Origin of the sequence: Rugamonas brunnea, from assembly GCF_014042345.1 — a bacterium.
In the GTDB taxonomy this organism is placed as follows: domain Bacteria; phylum Pseudomonadota; class Gammaproteobacteria; order Burkholderiales; family Burkholderiaceae_D; genus Rugamonas; species Rugamonas brunnea.
Window position 1 is genome coordinate 156,233 of sequence record NZ_JACEZT010000011.1, and the last position, 19,601, is coordinate 175,833.

Below are 19,601 nucleotides of genomic sequence, written 5' to 3' on the forward strand. Positions count from 1 at the left end.
CGCGCCGTCAAGGCATTTCACTGATGGTCCAGTACAGGTCGATCGAGCGCATCATTTCCACGAAACGGCGGTAGTCAACCGGCTTGGCCATGTAGCCGGCCACGCCCAGGTCGAAGCTGTGCACCTTGTCCTGTTGCTCCTCGGAGGTGGTGAGCACGATCACGGGGATGCGCTTGAGGTCGGCGTCGTGCTTGATCATCTGCAGGAATTCGATGCCATTCATGATGGGCATGTTCAAGTCCAGCAGGATGATGCAGGGGCGCTCGTTGCCCGGGTTGCGCAGGTAATCGAGCGCCGCCTCGCCATTCTCCATGCTGACCACGGGGTTGACGACGTGAATCTCCTTGAGCGCACGCAGGATCGTCATCACGTCCACGTGGTCGTCTTCCACCAGCAAGATTGGCTTGTTGTTGATTTTCATTTAATTACGGCTCCTGTTGTGTATGCGTTGCGCTGGCCCGTCTTGGGCAGCGTGAACCAGAAGGTGGTGCCGGCGCCGACGGTCGATTCCAGCCCGACCTGGCCGTGGTACATCTCGACGATCTTCTTGACCAGCGCCAGGCCCACGCCCGTGCTCTCGACGCGGTCGCGCGAGGCCAGCGTCTGGAATAGCTGGAAGATGCGTTCGAAATGGCGGGCCTCGATGCCGGGGCCGTTGTCGCGCACGTGGAAGCGCCAGTAGCGGCCGGCGTCGCTCACGCCGACCTCGACCTCGCCCTGCTCCTTGTTCATATAATTGATGGCGTTGGAAATGAGGTTGTGGAACACCTGCTGGATGCGGGTCGGCTCCGTCACGATGGTCGGCATGTCGGGCGCCACCGTGACCCGGATGTGGGGCGGCGGCGCCAGCAGGTCGACCACGTCGGCCAGCAAGCGGTTCAGATCGACCGGCAGCAGCGCTTCCTTGACCCGGCCCACGCGCGAATACTGGAGGATGCCGTCGATCAGGCTGCTCATGCGGTGCACACGGTTGATCAGCAGGCGCATGTGCTCGCGGCCCTCGTCGTTGAACTGCTCGGCGTAGTCGGTGGCCAGCCAGTCGGCCAGCGAGCCGATGCCGCGCAGCGGGGCCTTCAAGTCGTGCGAGACGACATAGGCGAAGTTGGTCAGCTCCTCGTTGGCGCTGCTCAGCTCCTGCAGCAGCAGGCGGTTCTTTTCCTCGTTCAGCTTACGGTCGCTGATGTCGCGCACCATGCCGGTGAACATGCGGCGCTCGCCCAGGCGCATCTCGGCCACGGCCAGGTCCATGGGGAACAGCGAGCCATCCTTGCGCATGCCCTCCACTTCGCGGCCCTTGCCGATGATCTTCTTCTCGCCCGTGCCCAGGTAGTGGGCCAGATAATGGTCGTGCTGGCTGCGGTGCGGCTCCGGCATCAGGATGGACACGTTCTGGCCCGCCACTTCCGCCTCGGTGTAGCCGAACAGGCGCTCGGCGGCCGGGTTCAGGCGCTCCAGCCGGCCGCGCTCATCGATGGTGATGATGGCGTCCACGGCCGTCTCGAAGATGGCGCGCATGCGCGCCTCGCTCTCCTGCAGCGCCATTTCGGCCGCGCGGCGGCTGCTGATGTCGTGGATGGTGGCCAGCACCAGCGGCAAGTCCTGGGCCGTGCGCAGCGGCGACAGGCTGACCTCGACGGGAAATTCGCGGCCGTCGGCGTGCAGGCCCAGCAATTCGGCGCCGGCACCCATGGCGCGCGGACGCGGTTCGCTGAAGAAATCGGCCCGCAAGGCGCCATGGTGGGCCCGGTAGCGCTGCGGCACCAGCATTTCCAGCGACTGGCCCAGCAAGCTTTCCTGGCTATGCCCGAACAAGCGCTCCAGCGCCGGGTTGGCCAGTACAATGCGGCCTTCGCGGTCGACGATCAGCATGGGGTCGGTGGCCGCAACGAGCAGCCATTCCAGACTCTGTCCTTCTATGACGAGGTTTTTCAACGACTTGTTCCTGGTGGCAGACTACATCAACTTGCAACAATACCATGACCGCAACATTCCTAGCCACCGGAAGTTAAATCCCGCTGGCCACTTTTGCGCAGCGTTCGATTCCACGCAATTTTGACCTAGATCAACTCGGGTCAGTGACGCGCTGCAAGTTCACAGTTAAATTGAGCATATAGAACCGGTCCCCGTTTCGGGTGACGGTCTCCCTGAGCGCCATTGTAAAGCCGCACCCACCTCGAAGGAAGCACCATGCCATCCACATTCGCCGCCACTGCTCACCGGAGCGCGCCATGAGCGAGCTGCTGGCCACCGATCTGGCGGATCTGGGCGAACGCCTGCGCCAGCGCCGCCAGGAGCTGATCGCCGCGTTGCGCCAGCGCCTGCACCAGGCGGACGACGAAGTGGAAATGGCCCTGTTCAACTATTTCGCGTCGCTCGACGACGCCGCCACGTCCAGCCAGCTGGCCGACTATGATGTGGCCCAGTTGAGCCATGAACTGGCCGAACTGCGCGCCATCGACCTGGCCATCGGCCGCATCGCCGCCGACACCTACGGCCATTGCGCCGCCTGCGGCGTGCCGATCGCGCTCGACCGGCTGCGGGCGCAGCCGGGCGCCCTGATGTGCCTTGCTTGCCAGGAAGAACTGGAACGCCAGCCGCACCGCATGCGCAAGCTGGGTTAAATCAGCCGGGTGAGATAAGCTGCGTTAGATGGGCTGGTTGAGATAAGCCGCTTTAGCGGTAGACCAGCACCGGAACCGGGCTGAAGGTCAGGATTTTCTGGGTTTCCCCACCGAGCAGGAAGCTGCGCGCGCCCTTGCGGCCATGGGAGCCGACGCAGATCAGGTCGCATCCATACAATTTGGCGTGCTCGATGATGGCTTCATAAGGCTGTTCATGCACCACGTACAGGGTGTCGCACGTGACGCCGTAGCCACGCGCCGCCTCCAGCACCTCGTGCAGGTAGCGGCGCGCCATTTCCACATTGTGTTCCTGCTCCTCCGCGCGGTTGTCGCGCAGCATGGCCGTCTGCATGCCGATGTTGTGCATCGGCGGCAACACGTGGATACCGGTCACGCAGGCCCCGGTTTCGGAGGCCAGCCGCATGCATTTGCCCACCATCGCGCGCGAGGCGGGCGAGCCGTCGGTAGCCAGCAGGATGTGCTTGAACATGGCGCCCTCCCCGGCCAGGTTCAGGCCGGCTTACCGGCGGCCGGCGCCGGGCCCGTGTCGAAGCGCACATCGGCCACCTGCAAGGCCGCCGCCAGCGCCGTGTCAGCCGTTTCCAGATGGACGTGGAACCAGGGCAACAACAACTCGACGGCCCGGCGCCGCGACGCGTGGTCGCCGTCCGCCAGGCTGTGCAAGGTGGCCAGCACGCGCGCGTGCTGCTCGCGGTGGCTGCGGATGGCCGGATAGCTGATCGCTTCCATCAACTCTTCCTCGGCGCGGAAATCGGCCTCCAGCGCCTCGGTCAGGCGCGCCAGGCCGGCGTCGAAGTCGCCCTCGTCGGGCATCTGCTGCAGGGCGCTGATCTGCTGGACCAGTGCCTGGTGCGCATCATCCATCAGTGGCACGCCGAGCGCCATGTCCGGCGTCCAGACCGGTTCTTCCATGCTCATTCCTGTCATGGCGGCCCCGCTCACTTCTTCTCGCAGGTGTTCCAGTGGAACGGCAGGTAAGCCGGGCAGAACCGGAAGATACCCGTCAACAAGGGCACCACACCTATCCAGCCCCAAGCCCCGATGGCGCCGGTCAGTGCGCCGCCAATCAACAACAGGCCCGCCAGGATGCGGATCACACGGTCGATGTTTCCTACGTTCGCTTGCATCATATCCTCCCGTTTCTCGATAAAACTCGTCAAAGTTCAAGGCCACGGGCGGCGCGTGCGGCTAGCGCCCATCCCATGCCCCCATGTTGGCGGGTATCAGCCGCCAGCCCAGCAGTTCCCGCACGCGTGCTGCGCTAGTCGTCACCGGCTGCGGCCATGGGGCGGCCGCTGGTTGCGGTTCCGGTGCGCCTGGCGCCGGCGCTGGCTGTTGTTGCGTTTCCATGATGACCTCGCTGACTGATGGGCGGGCCCCGATGTCCCGCGATTTCAGTATTGGCGCCAGCGGCTCACATCGTTATCGGCCTTTCCGGCCAGGACGTGTCATGGATTTGCCGATTGTTTCCTGTCGTGCTTCCCCTACATGGTTTGCGGCTTCGTTCCAGCTTACTGGATGGTGCCCGGCGCGCCCGCCAATTTTGCGCGCCCGATTGATTTGACACAGGTCGCAGCGCAGCCCTCAGCCCTTTGCAGCATCGGCGGCCGCCTTGAGCTTGCGCGGCAGGCTGGCCTTGTTCCGTTCGCGCTGCAGGCGGGCCAGCCGGCGCTGGATCTCGTCCGAGTCCATCCACAGGTCGGAACCCTTGAGGATGTTCTTGATCTCCGTGGCCGACAGGAAAGGCTGGCAGGTGCGCGTCATGAATTTCTCGAACCAGTTGCTCAGGGCCAGCGATTCGGCCTGCTGTTCATTGCCCTTGCCGGTGAACACACCCGAGTAGATGTGGAACAGCAGCTGGCAGTTGTCATGCACCAGCAATTCGTCGCCGGCCAGGAAGATGAAGGCGCCCATCGAATAGGCGCGCGCCTCCAGCACGGTGATCACGTGGGCGTTCGAGGCTTGCATGTTGTTAATGATCTGCAAGCCCGTGTCGAAGTCGCCGCCCGAGGTATTCAGGTGCAAATAGATGAGGTCCACGTCGCTGGCCGTGCGCAGCGTGTGGAACAACTCCGTGTAATAGCACGATTGCTGGATCGCACCCGACAGGTAATACGATATCTGCCGGATCTGGGTCTGGCGCTCGTAGCGGGTCAAGCCCTGGAACACGAACGGTTCGAGGTCGTCCTGTTCCGGGTCCTGCGCGCTCGGTGTGTGGCTGCTCATGTCGACTCCCGTGGAATGGCTTCCGTTGAGCATGGGTGGGATGGCGCGGCCGCCAACGGCGCCGCGCCGGCGAGGGGGTTCAGAGCATCTTGTCAGCGCGTAGGAAATACTTGCGCGCATGCTTGAGCAGTTGGCCGTCCGTCGGATGGTCCACCGTCTCCACGCTCATCACGCGCTCGGCGATGGCTGGTTGATGCTTGAGCAGGTGCTTCATCAGTTCCAGCTTCTCGGTGCCGGGGCCGACCAGCAGGATTTCCGCCACCTGTTTCAAATCGTCGGCCACCGCGTCGAAATACTGGGCGTTCTCGGCCGCGCGGCCCGTGCCGCCGGCGGCCTTGGTATGCAGGTGGGGATTGCCGGCGTGCGAACGGATCACGGCCGTGGTCGACGTTTCGGGATTGAAGTGGATGACGTGGGCTTCAGCATGATCTATCCATGCCACTGCGTGTTGGAACGACATACGGTTTCTCCTGGGGTGAGGTGTTGATGCAAACCACTATGAGCGCCAGAAAGCCAAAAATCATTGACCTAGATCAAATCTTTCCCTAACGACAAAGATGGTGGTAACCATACGTCGCCTACCACGGCTAAGTTCAGGTTCTTTGATCCAGATCAAGCAAATTTGCACATTGCTTCGCGTATATTGATATTGATGCTGCTAACCAAGCATGATGCAGCGCTCCGCTACGACCATGAACCTGTCGACAGCGCAAATTTGCCCGGCCACCAGGCCGGAATCAGCTGGCAGATTTGCCGCACCCGCCGCCCATCCCCGCGGCGCCCTGAACAACCCCGCTGTGCGCCCCACCGGCCCAGCCACTTTTGACGCGAGGCGAACTTGTTAAACTATCTTTCCGCTGGCCATGGCACCCGTGATGCCGCCCGCTTTTCCGCTCCCGTTGAATGCTCGTCGTGCCGCGCCCGCCAGCTGTGTCTGCCAGCCGGCGCCACCGACCACCGCAACGTCGACAAGCTGGTCGGCCGCCGCATCAAGGTGGCCCGCGACAGCAATCTCTACAAGGCCGGCGACCTGGTCGGCAACCGCTTTTACGCCATCCGCTACGGCAGCTTCAAGAACTACCGGGCCGACGCGGCCGGCCAGCCCCGTATCACGGGCTTCCAGATGAGCGCCGAATTCCTGGCGCTGGACGCCATCGGCCTGCAACAGCATAACTGCACCGCCGTGGCGCTGGAAGACAGCGAGGTGTGCGAAATCTCGTGCGGCAGCATGAAGCCGCTGCTGCCCTTCTTCCACAGCATCCTGAGCAAGGAAATCACGGACGAGCAGAACGTGGCCCTGCTGCTGCGCAATACCCGCGCCGAGCAGCGGCTGGCGGCCTTCCTGCTCAACCTGTCGTGGCGCTACGGCGTGCGCGGCTTCTCGCCGGCCCGTTTCCGGCTGGCCATGTCGCGCCGCGACATCGCCGACTTCCTGGGCCTGACGCCCGAAAGCGTGAGCCGGCTGATGTTCCAGTTCAAGGACCAGAACCTGATCAACGTTACCGGACGCGACGTCACGCTGGTCGATGCGATCGCCCTCAAGCAGCTGGCCGCCAACGCCGGCGGCGCGCCCGGCGCGACGCTCGACGCGATGCCGCAGACCTTGCCCCTGCCCAGAGGGGAGCTCTAATCATGGAAAGGCATGCCATCATGAACCGCTTCACCTCCGGCTCGCCCCTGGCGCGCAACGCCGCCCAGCCCGCCAATTGCGGCAACTGCCCCGCGCGCACGCACTGCCTGCCCACCGGCATGAACGACACTTATTGCGCCGCCATCGACCAGCTGGTCGAACGCCGCGTGCAACTGGTGCGCGGTGAGCACCTGTACCAGATGAACGAACCGCTGAGCGACCACCTGTACGCGATCCGCAGCGGCCAGTTCAAGACCTACCACCTGACCCCGGAAGGCGAACAGCGCGTCACGGGCTTCCACATGAGCGGCGAATTCCTCGGCCTGGACGCCATCGGCCTGCACGTGCACCGCGGCAGCGCCGTGGCCCTGACCAACGCCGAAGTGTGCGAGTTCTCCTACCACCGGCTGGCCGACGCGGCCCAGCGCATGGAGCCGCTGTCGCAACTGTTCCACAACCTGCTGAGCAAGGAACTGGCGCGCCAGCAGGATACGACGCTGCTGCTGCGCAATGGCCACGCCGACCAGAAGTTCGCCAACTTCCTGCTGCGCATGTCGCGCTGCTACGCGGCCCGGGGCAGCGCGCCCAACCTGTTCCAGTTGCCCATGTCGCGCCAGGAGATCGGTGACTTCCTGGGCTTGACGGCCGCCACCATCAGCCGCCTGATCTGCAACTTCAAGGGCCAGGGCTGCATCAAGGCCGTGCGCCGCAACATCATCATCCTCGACCAGGCCATGCTGACCCGCATCGCCACCGGCACGCCCCACCCGGCACCGGCCGTCGTCGCGCGGGTGCCCGCCAGCCCCGTGCTGCAACTGGCCTGAGCGGCCGCCCCGGCGCCGCCGCCGGCGCAGTCGGCATAACCCGGCCACCTGCTACCCGCCCCCCGCCGCTGGCCATGCCGGCGCGGGGCGCGTCGCTTAACCGGCCGCGCGCAACGACGCCGCCAGCGCCGCCACCGCGTTGTCGGCCTCGGCCGATTCCGTATTGATCAGGCACGTCAGCGGCCGTTCCCGGGTACCGAGCTTTTCACTGATGGCGGCCTGGCGCGCCAATAGTTCCGGCCCCGCGTCGGAGGCGTCGCGCCCGTCGCGCACGCGCTGCGCCAGCCGTGCACGCAGGGTGCGCGCGGCGGCCCGCAGGTGCAGTATGCGGAACTCGGCGCCGCGTTCGCGGGCAATGCGCTCGAACGGCTCGCGCTGCCAGCGCTGCAGGAAGGATGCGTCCACCACCACCGGCAAGCCGGCCCGCAGGCCGTAGCGCGCCAGTTCCAGCAGCCGCGCGTAGGTGGCGCGGGTACTGTCTTCCGAATAGATGCCGGCCCCGGCCGGCGCCGCCATGCGGGCGCTGGGCGGCAACCCGTGCAAGCGCTTGCGCTCGACGTCGGAGCGGATGCGGATACCCCCCAGCGCCCGCGCCAGCCGGCCCGAGAAATACGTCTTGCCGCTGCCGGAATAGCCGTGGGCGATCACCAGCGGCGGCTTGCCCGGCTGGACGGAAGCGGCTGCGAAGTCGAGGTAGCGGCGTGCCAGCGCCGCCTGTTCGTCCGCCGCCGCGCCCGACAGCGCGCGCGCCCGCAACAGGCAGACTTTGGCCCGCACCACGGCCCGCATGGTCAGGTAGTAGCCCAGCACGGCCAGGCCCGAGTAGTCACCGCTCGCTTCCAGATACCGCTCCAGCAGAACGGCCGCCAGCCCGGACTGGCCGTGGAAGCGCAAGTCCATGACGGCGAAGGCCAGGTCGTCGATCACGTCGGTCCAGCGCAGGTCATCGTTGAATTCGATGCAGTCGAACACCTCGACCTTGCCGTCCAGGGTGAGGATGTTGCCGCAATGCAGGTCGCCATGGCATTCACGCACAAAGCCCTGGGCCTTGCGCTGCGCGATCAGGTCCAGCACCCGGTCCTGGGTCGATTGCCACACCGTCAGCAAATGGGCCTGGGTACGCATTTCACCCGTGCCCGCCAGCGTTTCCACGGTCGCCAGATCCTGGCGCGCGGCCCTGTCGACGAAGCGGGCGCCGCCCCAGGGCGTGCCGGCCGGCGCCACTGCCGCGCCGGCGTGGCTCGCAGCCAGCTTGTCGGCCAGCGACTCGACCTCGGCCGCGCCCAACTGGCCGTGCTCCAGCCGCCAGGTCCACAGCGCCTCTTGGGGGAATGCATGCATGCGCACCGCATATTCGATGCGCGCGCCGTCGCCACCGATCACCGGCTGCGCGAAACTGCCCGTAATCGGCACGAGGTCCAGGTAGATGCCAGGCGCCAGGCGCCGGTTCAGCCGCAGTTCCTCCTCGCACAGCCGGTGGCGCGCATACAGCGTGCTGTAATCGAGCACGTCGAACTTGACGGCCTTCTTGATCTTGTACGCATAGTCTGGCGTGACGAGCACCCATGAGATGTGGGTCTCGAACAACTGGCATGGCTGTCCCTGCGCCCCCAGGACGCTGGCCAGCCGCTGCACCAGCGAAGCTTGCTGGGCCAGGTCGGAACGGTCATTCATTGCACTTCCTCATGTTTTCCGACGGCGGCCGGCACGGCGCCAGCCTCATTCGCGCGGATAGCCGACCGTCTGGGCCAGCACGATGCGCTGCCCAGGGCCCAGCCCCATGCGTTTGGCCAGCGCGGGCCGGTCCACCCAGCCGCGCGTCACCGTGGCCAGCCCTTCGGCGGCGCAGAACAGGTAGACGTTCTGGCTGATGAAGCCGGTGTCCAGCGCGGCATAGAACTTCTGTTCCACGCGCGAGGCGGCGCTCATGCGCTCCAGGTTGGCCACGTAGATCAGGTTGACGGGCGCGCCGCCGACAAAATCCTGCCAGCCGGTGTCGGCCCGGATATCGTCGGCCAGCACGGGCGCCAGCACCAGCTGGTGCGGATCAAAACGATACAGGCCGCTGGCCAGGGCCACGTAGATGTCGATTTCCTGCGCATCCTTGGCCGACGGCGCCGTACGGTGGCTGCCCTCCTCGCGGTTAATGCCGAACGCGCACCAGAGCAGCCGCGACAGTTTGTAGATCGACAGCGGGCGCGTGCTGAATTCGCGGCTGGACTTGCGCTGGCGCAGCACTTCCATCAGCGACATGCTCAGCGGCGTGATGTCGGCATCGAGCTCCAGTGACGACGGGGCGATCAACTGCAGCGGGGCCTGGGTTTCATGGGGCTTATTCATGGCATCCTCCGTGGCGTGGTGCGGTGCTGACTGCGCTTACTGGTCATTGCGCGGCCGGCGCTTCCGGCGCCCAGTAGAAATACAGGTCGCGCGGGCCTTGCTTGCCGACCGTCGCAGCCTGGGTTTGCGTGACGCCGCGCGCCATTGCTTCCACCTTGTAATTGCCGGGCGCCACGCGCGCGTACACCAGGGGGCCGGCGCCCTTCAATTGCAGGATGGTCTTGCCCGCATGGTCGGTGACGGTCAGGTGCACGTCGGCCACGAATTCGCCGCTGCCGCGCGAGGCGAACGTGAGCAGCAGATTGTAGTCCTTGCGGACGGCCAACATTTCCTGCTGCTGGTCCTCGCCCACGCCGCCGTTCAGGAACGGCACGTTCTCCCCATCCGCCGCCATGGCCGGCACGGCGCCAACGGTGGCCGACAAGGCCACCAGCAACGACAGGGTCAAGCTGCGCATGTTGACTAGCATGGTACGCTCCTTCATGGTGAGTCCGCGCGCATTCGCGCCGACCCGCCCACAGTAGCGCGCATGTTATTTTTTATCACGTCCGTTGTTTGATCGAAGTCAATACTCCCGATCAAATAACGGCCGGGGCCGGCAGCACGAAGGCGGCGACCAGCAGCACAAGCTTGTGCTACGGTTTTGATACAAATCAAAGATTTTGATTGCCCAAACGACCATAGTGCAAGCTAAGGGCGCCAGCCCATCCATCCACGGGAGGCAGGGTATGAAGCCGGGTATGAAGCTATTGAAATTGCTGGGAATGCTGTCGCTGCTGTCCTTGCTGGGCGGCTGCGGCTACAACACGCTGCAAACAGAGGATGAGCAGATCAAGGCATCGTGGTCCGAAGTGCTGAACCAGTACCAGCGTCGGGCCGACCTGATCCCCAACCTGGTCAACACGGTGCGCGGCTACGCCAGCCACGAGAAGGACGTGCTGACGGCCGTCACCCAGGCCCGCGCGCAGGTCGGCGCGCTGCAGGTGAGCCCGGCAACACTGAGCGATCCGGCCGCGCTGGCCAATTTCCAGCGCGCCCAGAACGACCTGCACGGCGCACTGACGCGCCTGCTGGCCGTCTCCGAGAACTACCCGCAATTGAAGGCGGACGCCAATTTCCGCGACCTGCAAGCGCAACTTGAGGGCACGGAGAACCGCATCACGGTCGCGCGCAACCGCTACATCGCGGCGGTCCAGCAATACAACACGACGGTGCGCACCTTCCCGTCCAATCTCACGGCCCGCATGTTTTCGTTCGACGTCAAACCCAGCTTTTCGGTGGAGAACCCGAACGCCATCGCCGTCCCGCCGCGCGTGCAGTTCGACCAGCCTTCCAGCGCGCCCGCCACGCCCGAGGCCTCAAAATGAGGTGGATGGCGCGCCTGCTGTGCTGGTTGGCCTGGCTGGCCGGGCTGGCACTCGGTAGCGCCAGTGCGCTGGCCGCGCCTGCGCTGACGGCCCGCGTGACCGACCTCACCGGCACGCTCAGCGCCCAGCAGACGGCCACGCTGGAGGCGACCTTGCGCGACTTCGAAACGCGCAAAGGCAGCCAGATCGCGGTCCTGATGGTCAACAGCACCGCGCCCGACAGCATCGAACAATACGCGCTCAAGGCCGCCGAACAGGCCAAGCTCGGACGCAAGAAGGTCGATGATGGGGCGCTGCTGCTGGTGGCCAAGGACGACCGGGCGCTGCGCATCGAAGTCGGCTACGGGCTGGAAGGGGCGCTTAACGATGCCGTGAGCAAGCGCATCGTGAGCGACATCATCACCCCCTACTTCCGCCAGGGTGACTTCTATGGCGGGCTGGTGGCCGGCACCAACGCCATGATGGCCGTGGTGGATGGCGAACCGCTGCCCGCGCCGCCGCCCGCGCGCGACGGCGAGCTGGCTGACGCCTCGCTGTCCCTGCCAGCCCTGCTGGTGGCCGCGCTGGCCATCGGCGCCACGCTGCGTGCACTGCTGGGCCGCTTCCCCGGCGCGCTGGTGGCCGCCGGCGTCAGCGGCTGGCTGGCCTGGGCTGTGCTGGCCACGCTGCCGGCCGCGCTGCTGGTCGGCCTGGCGGCCTTGATCTCGACCCTGCTGGGCGGCATGCGCGGCCTGCCCGGCCGGCGCTACGGCGGGCCGTTCGGCGGCTTTGGCGGTGGCGGCGGTTTCGGTGGTGGTGGTGGTGGCGGTGGTGGCGGCTTCGGCGGCGGTGGCGGCGGCTTTGGCGGCGGCGGCGCCTCCGGCAGGTGGTAGCGATGGCCACCCTGAAGCGCATGCTGCGCCATCTGTGCACGCCCCGCTGGACCTTGCGGCGCGCCTTTTCGGCGGCCACGCTGCACGCCATCGAGCGGGAAATCCGCGCCAGCGAGCGGCTGCATGGCGGGGAAGTGCGCTTCGCCGTGGAAGCCGCCCTGCCCCTGCCCGCGCTATGGCAAGGCACGACTGCCCGCGACCGCGCGATCGACTTGTTTGCCTCACTGCGCATGTGGGACACCAGCGAGCGTAATGGCGTCCTGATTTACCTGCTGCTGGCCGACCACGCCGTGGAGATCGTGGCCGACCGCGGCGTGCACGCGCTGGCCGGCGCCCCGCACTGGGACCGCGTGTGCCGCCGCATGCAGCGCGCGTTCGGCCACGGCAGCTACCAGCGCGGCGCCGTGAGCGCGCTGCGCATGGTCACGCGCATGCTGGCCCGCCACTACCCGCCCGTTCCCGGGCGGCCCAACGAATTACCCGACAAGGTGGTCGTGCTGTAACGGCGGCCATCTCCTTTTTCAACCACAAGCAAAGCGAAGACCATCATGTTCACCACCATCCTTGTTCCCACCGACGGTTCCGAATTGTCGGAGCGCGCCGCCCACGCCGCCATCGAATTCGCCCGCGATTGCGGCGCCAAAGTGGAGGTGCTGGCCGTCTGGCAGTCCTATCCTTATTCGCCGTATGCGGAATTCGGTGCGGTGCTGGACGTGGAAGCCTACGGCAAGCAGATGCTGGCAGAAGCGCAGCAGGCGGCCCAGCGCGTGGCCGACGACGCGGCCGAAGCGGGCGTGCCCTGCACCGTCCACGTGGTCGATTCGTTCAGTCCCTACGAGGAGATCCTCAAGGCCGCCGAACTGTACCACTGCGACCTGATCTGCATGGCCACCCACGGCCGGCGCGGCGTGGGCCAGCTGCTGCTGGGCAGCCAGACCCGCCTCGTGACCACCCACAGCCCGGTGCCGGTGCTGGTCTACCGCTAGTCCCTGCTCAGTCGAGCGCCTTGCGGAAACGCAGCACGGAGATGGTCAGCAGCACTACGCCGATGGCGGCCAGCGCCGCCATCTGGGGCCACAGCACGTCCAGCCCCACGCCCTTGAGGAAGGTGCCGCGGATGATCACCAGGTAGTAGCGCAGCGGGTCGAGCAGCGTGAGCCACTGCAGGAAATGGGGCATGCTGGCGATCGGGAAGCTGAAGCCCGACAAGATGAACATCGGGTTGAGCACAAAGAAATTGGACGCGAACGCCTGCTGCTGCGTGGTGCAGATGGTGGAGATGAACAGCCCGATCGACAGGATGCTGATCAGGAACAGACAGGTGGCGGCGAACAGCAGCAGCGGATTGCCGACGAACGGGATGTGGAACCAGAACATGCCCACACCCGCCACCAGCGCCACCTCCACCAGGCCGATCAGGAAGAACGGCAGCGTCTTCCCGAGAATGAATTCGGCGGGACGGATCGGCGTCACCAGTAGCTGCTCCAACGTGCCCACCTCGCGCTCGCGCACGATGGCGAACGCCGTCAGGTTGACGATGGTGATCAGGGTCAGCGTGCCGATCACGCCGGGCACGAAGAACCAGCGGCTGTTCAGGTTGGGGTTGTACCAATAGCGCTGGGCCACATCCACGTGCACCAGCGGCCGCGCCAGCGCGTGGCCGGTGCGCTGGGCCAGCTCCAGCGCCATGCTTTGTCCGAACGTGGTGGCGATGTCGTTCACATAGCCCAGCGCGATCAGCGCCGTGTTGGAGTTGGTCCCATCGAGCAGCACTTGCAGCGGCGCGCTCTGGCCCTTGCGCAGCAGCTCCGCGAAGCCGGGTGGCAGCACGATGGCCACCTGGGCCGAACTGCTGGCCACGGCCTGCTCGGCTTCGGCCCGCGTGGTGGCCACGGTGGTCAGTTCGAAGCGGCTGCTGTGGACGAAGGCGGCCACCAGCGCGCGGCTTTCCGGCGTGTGGTCCTGGTCCAGCATGGCGGTGGACACGTTGAACACTTCGAACGTGGCCGCGTAGCCGAACAACAGCATCTGTATCATGGGGGGAATCAGCAAGCGGAAACGGGCCGACTTGTCCCGCTTCAGTTGCAGGAACTCCTTGATCAGCAGTTGGGCGATCCGTCTCAGCATGGGCTCAATCCAAAGTCTTGCGGAAGGCGCGCGCGGCCAGCACCACCAGCGCGATGGCGTAGACCGCCAGGCAGGCCACCGGCACGGCCAGTTCGGCCAGCGTGGAACCCTTGAGGAACACGGCCTTGAGGATGGTGACGTAGTAGCGCGCGCTGACCAGGTAGGTGACGTCGCGCACCACGGCCGGCATCTGGTCGATGGGGAAGGAAAAGCCCGACAGCAGCGTGGTGGGCAGCATGGTCAGCACCAGCGCCACCTGGCTGGCCCCCACCTGGCTGCGCAGCGCGACGGACACGCAATAACCGATGCACAGCACCACCGTCAGGAACAGCGCCGTGGTCAGCATCAGGGTGACGATGGTGCCCCGGAACGGCACCTCGAACCAGCCCACCGCCAGCGCCAGGCAGATGGCGGCGTCCAGCATGCCCAGCACGAAATACGGCGCCAGCTTGCCGATCATGAGTTCCATCGGCTTGACCGGGGTGGACACCAGCAGTTCCATCGTGCCCCGTTCCCACTCGCGGGCGATGGTGAGCGAGGTCAGTTGGGCGCCGACGATGGCCATCACCAGCGCCACCACGCCGGGGATGATGAAGTTGCGGCTTTCAAGCTCCTCGTTGAACCACACGCGGGCCTGCACCAGCACCGGGGTCTGGGTCTGGATGCGGCCGCCCTGGCGCTGGATGGCCTTCAACTGCACTTCGCTGGCGTAGCCGCCCACCACCAGCCGCGCGTAGTTGGCGGCGATGTTTGCCGTGTTCGAGTCGGTGCCATCAACCAGCAACTGCACCGTGGCCGCGCCCTGGTCGGCCAGGTTGCGCGTGAAGCCAGACGGGATCACCAGCGCCACCGTGCAGACGCGCGCGTCCAGGCCGCGCGTCACCTCGGCATGGCTGGTGGCCGTCACGGGCGGCTGGAAATAGCGCGAACTGGCGAAGCGGGCCAGCAGGTCATGGCTTTGCTGGCTGCCTTCCTGATCGAACGCGCAGATGGGGATGGCGTCCACGTCCAGATTGACGCCGTAGCCGAGCATAAACATCTGCATCAACGGCAGCAGCAAGGCGATCATCAGGCTGCGCGGATCGCGCAGCACCTGCAAGCTCTCCTTGCGGGCGATGGCGGCGATGCGGCGCAGCTTCACGACGTCGCTCCCGCAGGCGCTCCCGCAGGCGCCTTGCCGTTGCGCTGGCGCGACTGGCGCACCAGGTGCACGAACATGTCCTCCATGCCCGGTTCGATGGCGCGCCAGCGCGCGTCCGGCTGGCCGTGCTGCGCCAGCAAGGCGACGATGGCGGCGCCGTCGCGTTCCGCATCATCGACCAGCAGGTGCAGCGCGTTGCCGAATACGGCCGCATCATGCACGCCGGGCGCATCTGCCAGCAGTTCCAGGGCGGCGCCGGGATCAGGGCACGCCAGTTCCAACAGCGCGCCGCCGATCGACTGCTGCTTCAGTTCGTGGGGCGTGCCCAGCGCGACCAGCTTGCCCGATTCGATCATGGCGATGCGCATGCAGTACTCCGCCTCGTCCATGTAGTGGGTGGAGACCAGCACGCTCACGCCATCCGCGCTCAGGTCGTGGATCAGGTTCCAGAACCGGCGCCGCGAGCCGGGATCGACGCCGGACGTCGGTTCGTCCAGGAACAGCACGCGCGGCCGGTGCAGGATGGCGCAACCGAGCGCCAGCCGCTGCTTCCAGCCGCCGGCCAGGGTGGTGACCAGCGCGTCCTCCCTGCCCTCCAGGCCCGCCATGCGCACCGCGTAGGCCACCCTTTCCTCGATCGCGTTGCGCGCCACGCCGTAGATGCCGCCGAAAAAGCGCAGGTTTTCCGTCACGCTCAAGTCACCGTACAGCGAGAACTTCTGCGACATGTAGCCGATGCGCTGACGCACGGCTTCCGGGTCCCTGGCGATGTCGATGCCATCGACCACGGCCCGCCCGCCGCTGGGGCGCAGCAGGCCGCACAGCACGCGGATCAACGTCGACTTGCCGGCGCCGTTAGGGCCGAGGAAGCCCATGATCTCGCCCCGACCCACGTTGAAGCTGACCTCATCGAGCGCCCGGAACGCGCCGAAATGCTTGCTCAGGCGGTCCACTTCGATGGCTGGCTGCGCGTCCATCATGCCGCCTTGTGCTTGCGTTCGAGCAGGGCCACGAACAGGTCTTCGATGGTGGGCTCGATGGTCTCCACCGGGCCGGCGGACACACCGGCCGCCTGCAAGGCCTGCGCCAGCGGCGCGCGGCTGGCCTCGGCGTCGTCGACGTGCACGTGCACCCCGTCGCCCACCAGCAGCACGCCGCGCACGCCGGCCACGGGCTCGATGGCCGCCGCCGCCTCGCGCGGCCGCGCGCTCGCCACGCGCACGATGGCGCCTGGCAGCTCGCGCTTGAGCTGCTGCGGCGTGTCGCAGTACATCATGCTGCCCTCATCGAACAGGGCCAGCCGGTCGCAGCGTTCGGCCTCGTCCAGGTAGGCGGTGGAGATCACCATGGCCACGCCGGTGGCGCGCAGCGAATACAGGATTTGCCAGAACTCGCGCCGCGACACGGGATCGACGCCGGTGGTCGGTTCGTCCAGCAGCAGCACGCGGGGCGCGTGCACCAGCGCGCACGTGAGGCCCAGCTTCTGCTTCATGCCGCCCGAAAGCTGCCCTGCCAGGCGCTGGCGGAAAGGCAGCATGCGCGAGGCCGTCAGCAATTGCACCGCGCGCTCCTCCCACAGCTTGCGCGGCACGTCGAACAGGTCGGCGAAGAAGCGGATATTCTCGTCCACCGTCAGGTCGTCGTACAGCCCAAAGCGCTGCGGCATGTAGCTGACGTGGCGCTTGGTGCGTTCGGGATCGGCCACCACGTCCACCTCGTCGATGCGGATCGCGCCGGCGTCGGCCCGCATCACGCTGGCCAGCATGCGCATGGTGGTGGTCTTGCCGGCGCCGTCGGGGCCCACCAGGCCGAAGATCTCGCCCTGGCGCACGGAGAAGCTGACGTTGTCCACGGCCGTCAGCGAACCGAAACGCTTGCTCACGCCGCGCACATCAAGCGCCAGCGGCGGCGGTGACGTCCCTTGGCCGGTCGGCTCCATCATGGCCGGGCCGCCGCCAGCACGGCATCGGCCGGCATGCCGGGCACGAACTTGCGGTCGCGGTTGTCGATGTCGATCTTCACGCGGTACACCAGCGTGACGCGCTCGGCATGGGTTTCCACGCTGCGCGGCGTGAATTCCGCCTTGGCCGCGATGAACGACAGCTTGCCGCTGAAACGCTGGCCGGGGAAGCTGTCGCTGGTGATGGCCACCTCCTGCCCCAGGCGCACGCGGCCCAGGTCGGTCTCGTTCAGGTAGGCCCGCAGCCACACGTGATCGAGGTCGGCCAGCGTAATGACGGGCGTGCCGGGCGCCACCACCTCGCCCAGTTCCGCCTGGCGCGTGAGCACCACGCCGTCGAACGGCGCGGCCAGCGTGGCATAGCTGGCCATGATGCGGCTCAGTTGTTCCGTCTGTTCGCCACTGTGGACGCCGGCCTGCGCCACCTTGACGCTGCGTTGCGCCACCACCTCCAGCGCGCGGTCGCGGTCAAGCTGGGCGCGCGCCTGCTTGAGCGCCGTGGCCGCGTTATCGAGTGCCGCCGTCGCCAGGAAGCCCTGATGCTGCAAGGCCTGGCTGCGTTCCAGGTCCAGCTTGCGCTGGGCCACGGTGGCGACGTCGGCCTCCACCGTCTTACGGCTGGCGGCCACGTTTTCCAGCGCCATATCGAGCTGGCTGCGCTGCACGGCCACGCCGGCCGCCGCCACCGCCACCTGCTGGTTCAACTCCTGCTGGTCCACCACGGCCAGCACCGTGCCCTTGGCCACCCACTGGCCCTCGTTGAACGGCAGTTGCACCACGCGCGCCTGCAAACCATTAAAGCTGAGCACGCTCTCATGGGCTTCGATATTGCCCGACAGGTGGATGGTCTGCGACGGCGCTTCGCGGTGCCATTGCGGCAGCACGCCGCTGAAATACAGGGCCGACAGCGCCAATACGGCGCCGCTGGCGATCGTCAGTTTTTTCTTATTCATGGAATAGGTTCTGCTCCGGGACGGGATGTTTTCGCGGTGCTGCGCTTGCGCCGTGGCGTCGCGGTCACGGAAGCCTTGCCTACGTCGGCAGCGAAGCGCGCCGGCCACGGCATGGTCAGGCAGCGCAGCAGCAGCGCTTCGAATTCCGTCACCATGTGCTTGGCCAGCACTTCGGGATCGGGCACGCGCTGCACGTCCGCCACCACGCCGAGGTTGACCTGGCCCGCATAACTGAGGATGCTGATGCCCAGGCCGATGCCACCCGATTGCGGCACCCAGAACACCTGCCGCTCGATGCGCTGGCCCGCCATGTAGCGCGCCTCCGGTGCGCCGCGCACGTTGGTGACGACGGCGCTGGCGTTGGCGGCCAGCGCCTGCACCAGCGTTTCGCGCAGCCCGTCGGGGGCGGCGCCCATGCAGGCCAGGATGCCCAGCGCCACCGTCGCCTGTTGCGAATGCTTGAGCGCCTCCATCCGTTCATGCACGGCCCTGGTGCGGCGCAAGGCATCGGCCTCGCCCAGCGGCAGATCGAGGAACACGAGGCCGAAATGGTTGCCCAGTTCCTGCACCGGGCCGGGTGGGCGCAGGTTGACGGGCACCAGCGCCCGCACTTCCACGCCGTCCACGGGATCGTCCTGGTCCAGCAGGTAGCCGCGCAGGGCGGCCGCCACGCACGACAACAACACATCATTGACGGAGCACGACAAGGCGCTGGCCACGGCCTTGACCTCCTCCAGCGCCAGCGGGCGGGCGCAGGCGACCCGCTTCATCACGCCCAACGGGCCCTTGTAGCGGGTGGGACAATCCGGCTCCATGGTGGCGATCACGCCCAGCTCCGTGGCCAGGTCGATGCCGCGCCGGGCCGCCGCCAGCGCGCGGTCGGGATGGCCGCTCCAGTCGGCCGCCAGGCCGTAAGCCGTGCGGGCCAGGCGCACGCCATCGCCGGCCAGTTCCGTCACCTGGCCCAGCACCTTTTCCCACGCGGCCCGTGGCGGCGGCGTGCCGTCCAGGTCCGGCGACGGCAGCGCGTGGTGGGTCGCGCTGTTGTCGGTCAACGCGCCCATCACGTGCGACAGGGCGAAGCCGTCGCCGTAGCAGTGGTGGATGCGCAGCATCAACGCGCTGTGATTGGCGTCGATGTCGATCAGGTGCATTTGCCACATTGGCTTGCTGGGGTCGAGGGCCGTGCTGACCAGCTCTCCGGCCAGCTTGTCCAGGCCGCGCTGGCCGGCGCCGCGCGGCAGGGCCAGTTGGCGCACGTGCCAGTCCAGATCGAAGCCGGGGTCAGTCTCCCAGTAGGCATCGCCGCCCTCCCAGCCCACGCGCTGGCGGAAGCGGTGGAAGCACAGCATGCGCGTGCGCACCAGGGCCTTGAGCCGCGCCAGGTCCAGGCGCCCCGCGAAGGTCATCAGGCCGCAGATCATCATCAGGTTGGTCGGACGGTCCATGCGCAGCCAGGCATGATCGACCACCGACAGCGGTTCGCGTTCAGTGACCATGGCGCTGCATCCGCGTGGCG

General features: G+C 66.6%; 23 protein-coding genes. 7 read left to right on the forward strand and 16 right to left on the reverse strand.

All coding sequences use genetic code 11. The features are described from left to right. Nucleotides 1-7: 7 nt before the first annotated feature. Nucleotides 8-421: a response regulator gene (locus tag H3H37_RS17245; protein WP_182164721.1), complete on the reverse strand. Its 414-nt coding sequence runs from the start codon at nt 419-421 to the stop codon at nt 8-10. After that, on the reverse strand, nt 418-1,932 hold the full coding sequence (locus tag H3H37_RS17250; RefSeq protein ID WP_182164723.1) for a sensor histidine kinase: 1,515 nt from the start codon (nt 1,930-1,932) through the stop codon (nt 418-420). Before H3H37_RS17250 ends, H3H37_RS17245 begins: the two co-directional genes overlap by 4 nt. 296 nt (nt 1,933-2,228) lie before the next feature. On the opposite strand from H3H37_RS17250, the gene H3H37_RS17255 reads away from it, so the two are divergent. After that, entirely contained in the window at nt 2,229-2,621 is a 393-nt protein-coding gene (locus H3H37_RS17255; RefSeq protein WP_182164725.1) for a TraR/DksA family transcriptional regulator, read from the forward strand. A 52-nt stretch (nt 2,622-2,673) separates the two neighbouring features. On the opposite strand, the gene H3H37_RS17260 is transcribed toward H3H37_RS17255, so the two are convergent. The 5 genes from H3H37_RS17260 to H3H37_RS17280 form a co-directional block, all read right to left on the reverse strand. Further along, entirely contained in the window at nt 2,674-3,111 is a 438-nt protein-coding gene (locus H3H37_RS17260) for a universal stress protein (RefSeq protein WP_182164727.1), read from the reverse strand. A 20-nt stretch (nt 3,112-3,131) separates the two neighbouring features. Then, a complete protein-coding gene (locus H3H37_RS17265; protein WP_182164729.1) occupies nt 3,132-3,554 on the reverse strand; it encodes a bacteriohemerythrin in 423 nt (140 codons plus the stop codon). A 26-nt stretch (nt 3,555-3,580) separates the two neighbouring features. Continuing rightward, the gene (locus H3H37_RS17270; RefSeq protein WP_375540011.1) at nt 3,581-3,772 is read right to left on the reverse strand and encodes a YgaP family membrane protein; all 192 of its coding nucleotides are present in this window, start codon (nt 3,770-3,772) and stop codon (nt 3,581-3,583) included. A 454-nt stretch (nt 3,773-4,226) separates the two neighbouring features. Further along, the gene (locus tag H3H37_RS17275) at nt 4,227-4,868 is read right to left on the reverse strand and encodes a Clp protease ClpP (protein WP_182164731.1); all 642 of its coding nucleotides are present in this window, start codon (nt 4,866-4,868) and stop codon (nt 4,227-4,229) included. Between the two features lie 79 nt (nt 4,869-4,947). Beyond that, nucleotides 4,948-5,328 carry a translational machinery protein gene (locus H3H37_RS17280; RefSeq protein WP_182164733.1) on the reverse strand — a complete coding sequence of 127 codons (381 nt, stop codon included), beginning with the start codon at nt 5,326-5,328 and terminating at the stop codon, nt 4,948-4,950. Between the two features lie 378 nt (nt 5,329-5,706). On the opposite strand from H3H37_RS17280, the gene H3H37_RS17285 reads away from it, so the two are divergent. Beyond that, nucleotides 5,707-6,498, forward strand: a complete 792-nt coding sequence (locus tag H3H37_RS17285; RefSeq protein WP_182164734.1) for a helix-turn-helix domain-containing protein — start codon at nt 5,707-5,709, stop codon at nt 6,496-6,498. Nucleotides 6,499-6,500: 2 nt separating this feature from the next. Continuing rightward, a complete protein-coding gene (locus H3H37_RS17290) occupies nt 6,501-7,322 on the forward strand; it encodes a helix-turn-helix domain-containing protein (protein ID WP_182164736.1) in 822 nt (273 codons plus the stop codon). A 96-nt stretch (nt 7,323-7,418) separates the two neighbouring features. Here H3H37_RS17290 and H3H37_RS17295 read toward each other — a convergent pair whose 3' ends face one another. Genes H3H37_RS17295 through H3H37_RS17305 form a run of 3 tightly spaced genes read right to left on the reverse strand, consistent with a single transcriptional unit; the run spans nt 7,419 to nt 10,131 of the window. Beyond that, nucleotides 7,419-8,996: a bifunctional aminoglycoside phosphotransferase/ATP-binding protein gene (locus H3H37_RS17295; protein ID WP_182164738.1), complete on the reverse strand. Its 1,578-nt coding sequence runs from the start codon at nt 8,994-8,996 to the stop codon at nt 7,419-7,421. Between the two features lie 45 nt (nt 8,997-9,041). Continuing rightward, nucleotides 9,042-9,662 (reverse strand): SagB/ThcOx family dehydrogenase, encoded by a 621-nt coding sequence (locus H3H37_RS17300; RefSeq protein WP_182164740.1) that lies wholly within the window; start codon nt 9,660-9,662, stop codon nt 9,042-9,044. A gap of 43 nt (nt 9,663-9,705) precedes the next feature. Beyond that, nucleotides 9,706-10,131, reverse strand: coding sequence for a hypothetical protein (locus tag H3H37_RS17305; RefSeq protein WP_182164742.1), 426 nt, complete (start codon nt 10,129-10,131; stop codon nt 9,706-9,708). Between the two features lie 271 nt (nt 10,132-10,402). Between H3H37_RS17305 and H3H37_RS17310 the strand changes: the two genes are divergently transcribed. The 4 genes from H3H37_RS17310 to H3H37_RS17325 are packed head-to-tail and all read left to right on the forward strand — an operon-like array spanning nt 10,403 to nt 12,887. Next, nucleotides 10,403-11,029, forward strand: coding sequence for a LemA family protein (locus tag H3H37_RS17310; RefSeq protein WP_182164744.1), 627 nt, complete (start codon nt 10,403-10,405; stop codon nt 11,027-11,029). Then, complete coding sequence (locus tag H3H37_RS17315; RefSeq protein ID WP_182164746.1) at nt 11,026-11,901, forward strand: TPM domain-containing protein; 876 nt, start codon at nt 11,026-11,028, stop codon at nt 11,899-11,901. Before H3H37_RS17310 ends, H3H37_RS17315 begins: the two co-directional genes overlap by 4 nt. A gap of 2 nt (nt 11,902-11,903) precedes the next feature. Next, on the forward strand, nt 11,904-12,404 hold the full coding sequence (locus H3H37_RS17320) for a TPM domain-containing protein (protein WP_182164748.1): 501 nt from the start codon (nt 11,904-11,906) through the stop codon (nt 12,402-12,404). A gap of 45 nt (nt 12,405-12,449) precedes the next feature. Next, nucleotides 12,450-12,887, forward strand: coding sequence for a universal stress protein (locus tag H3H37_RS17325; RefSeq protein WP_182164750.1), 438 nt, complete (start codon nt 12,450-12,452; stop codon nt 12,885-12,887). Nucleotides 12,888-12,894: 7 nt separating this feature from the next. On the opposite strand, the gene H3H37_RS17330 is transcribed toward H3H37_RS17325, so the two are convergent. The 6 genes from H3H37_RS17330 to H3H37_RS17355 are packed head-to-tail and all read right to left on the reverse strand — an operon-like array spanning nt 12,895 to nt 19,581. Beyond that, complete coding sequence (locus H3H37_RS17330) at nt 12,895-14,028, reverse strand: ABC transporter permease (protein ID WP_182164752.1); 1,134 nt, start codon at nt 14,026-14,028, stop codon at nt 12,895-12,897. Between the two features lie 4 nt (nt 14,029-14,032). Further along, nucleotides 14,033-15,169, reverse strand: a complete 1,137-nt coding sequence (locus H3H37_RS17335) for an ABC transporter permease (protein ID WP_182164754.1) — start codon at nt 15,167-15,169, stop codon at nt 14,033-14,035. Beyond that, entirely contained in the window at nt 15,166-16,149 is a 984-nt protein-coding gene (locus tag H3H37_RS17340) for an ABC transporter ATP-binding protein (RefSeq protein WP_182164756.1), read from the reverse strand. Before H3H37_RS17340 ends, H3H37_RS17335 begins: the two co-directional genes overlap by 4 nt. After that, nucleotides 16,146-17,111 (reverse strand): ABC transporter ATP-binding protein, encoded by a 966-nt coding sequence (locus tag H3H37_RS17345; RefSeq protein WP_229218892.1) that lies wholly within the window; start codon nt 17,109-17,111, stop codon nt 16,146-16,148. The genes H3H37_RS17340 and H3H37_RS17345 overlap by 4 nt, the downstream gene beginning before the upstream one ends. Continuing rightward, on the reverse strand, nt 17,108-18,082 hold the full coding sequence (locus H3H37_RS17350; RefSeq protein ID WP_182164758.1) for an HlyD family secretion protein: 975 nt from the start codon (nt 18,080-18,082) through the stop codon (nt 17,108-17,110). The genes H3H37_RS17345 and H3H37_RS17350 overlap by 4 nt, the downstream gene beginning before the upstream one ends. Continuing rightward, nucleotides 18,079-19,581 (reverse strand): wax ester/triacylglycerol synthase family O-acyltransferase, encoded by a 1,503-nt coding sequence (locus H3H37_RS17355; protein WP_182164760.1) that lies wholly within the window; start codon nt 19,579-19,581, stop codon nt 18,079-18,081. The genes H3H37_RS17350 and H3H37_RS17355 overlap by 4 nt, the downstream gene beginning before the upstream one ends. Between the last annotated feature and the right edge of the window lie 20 nt (nt 19,582-19,601).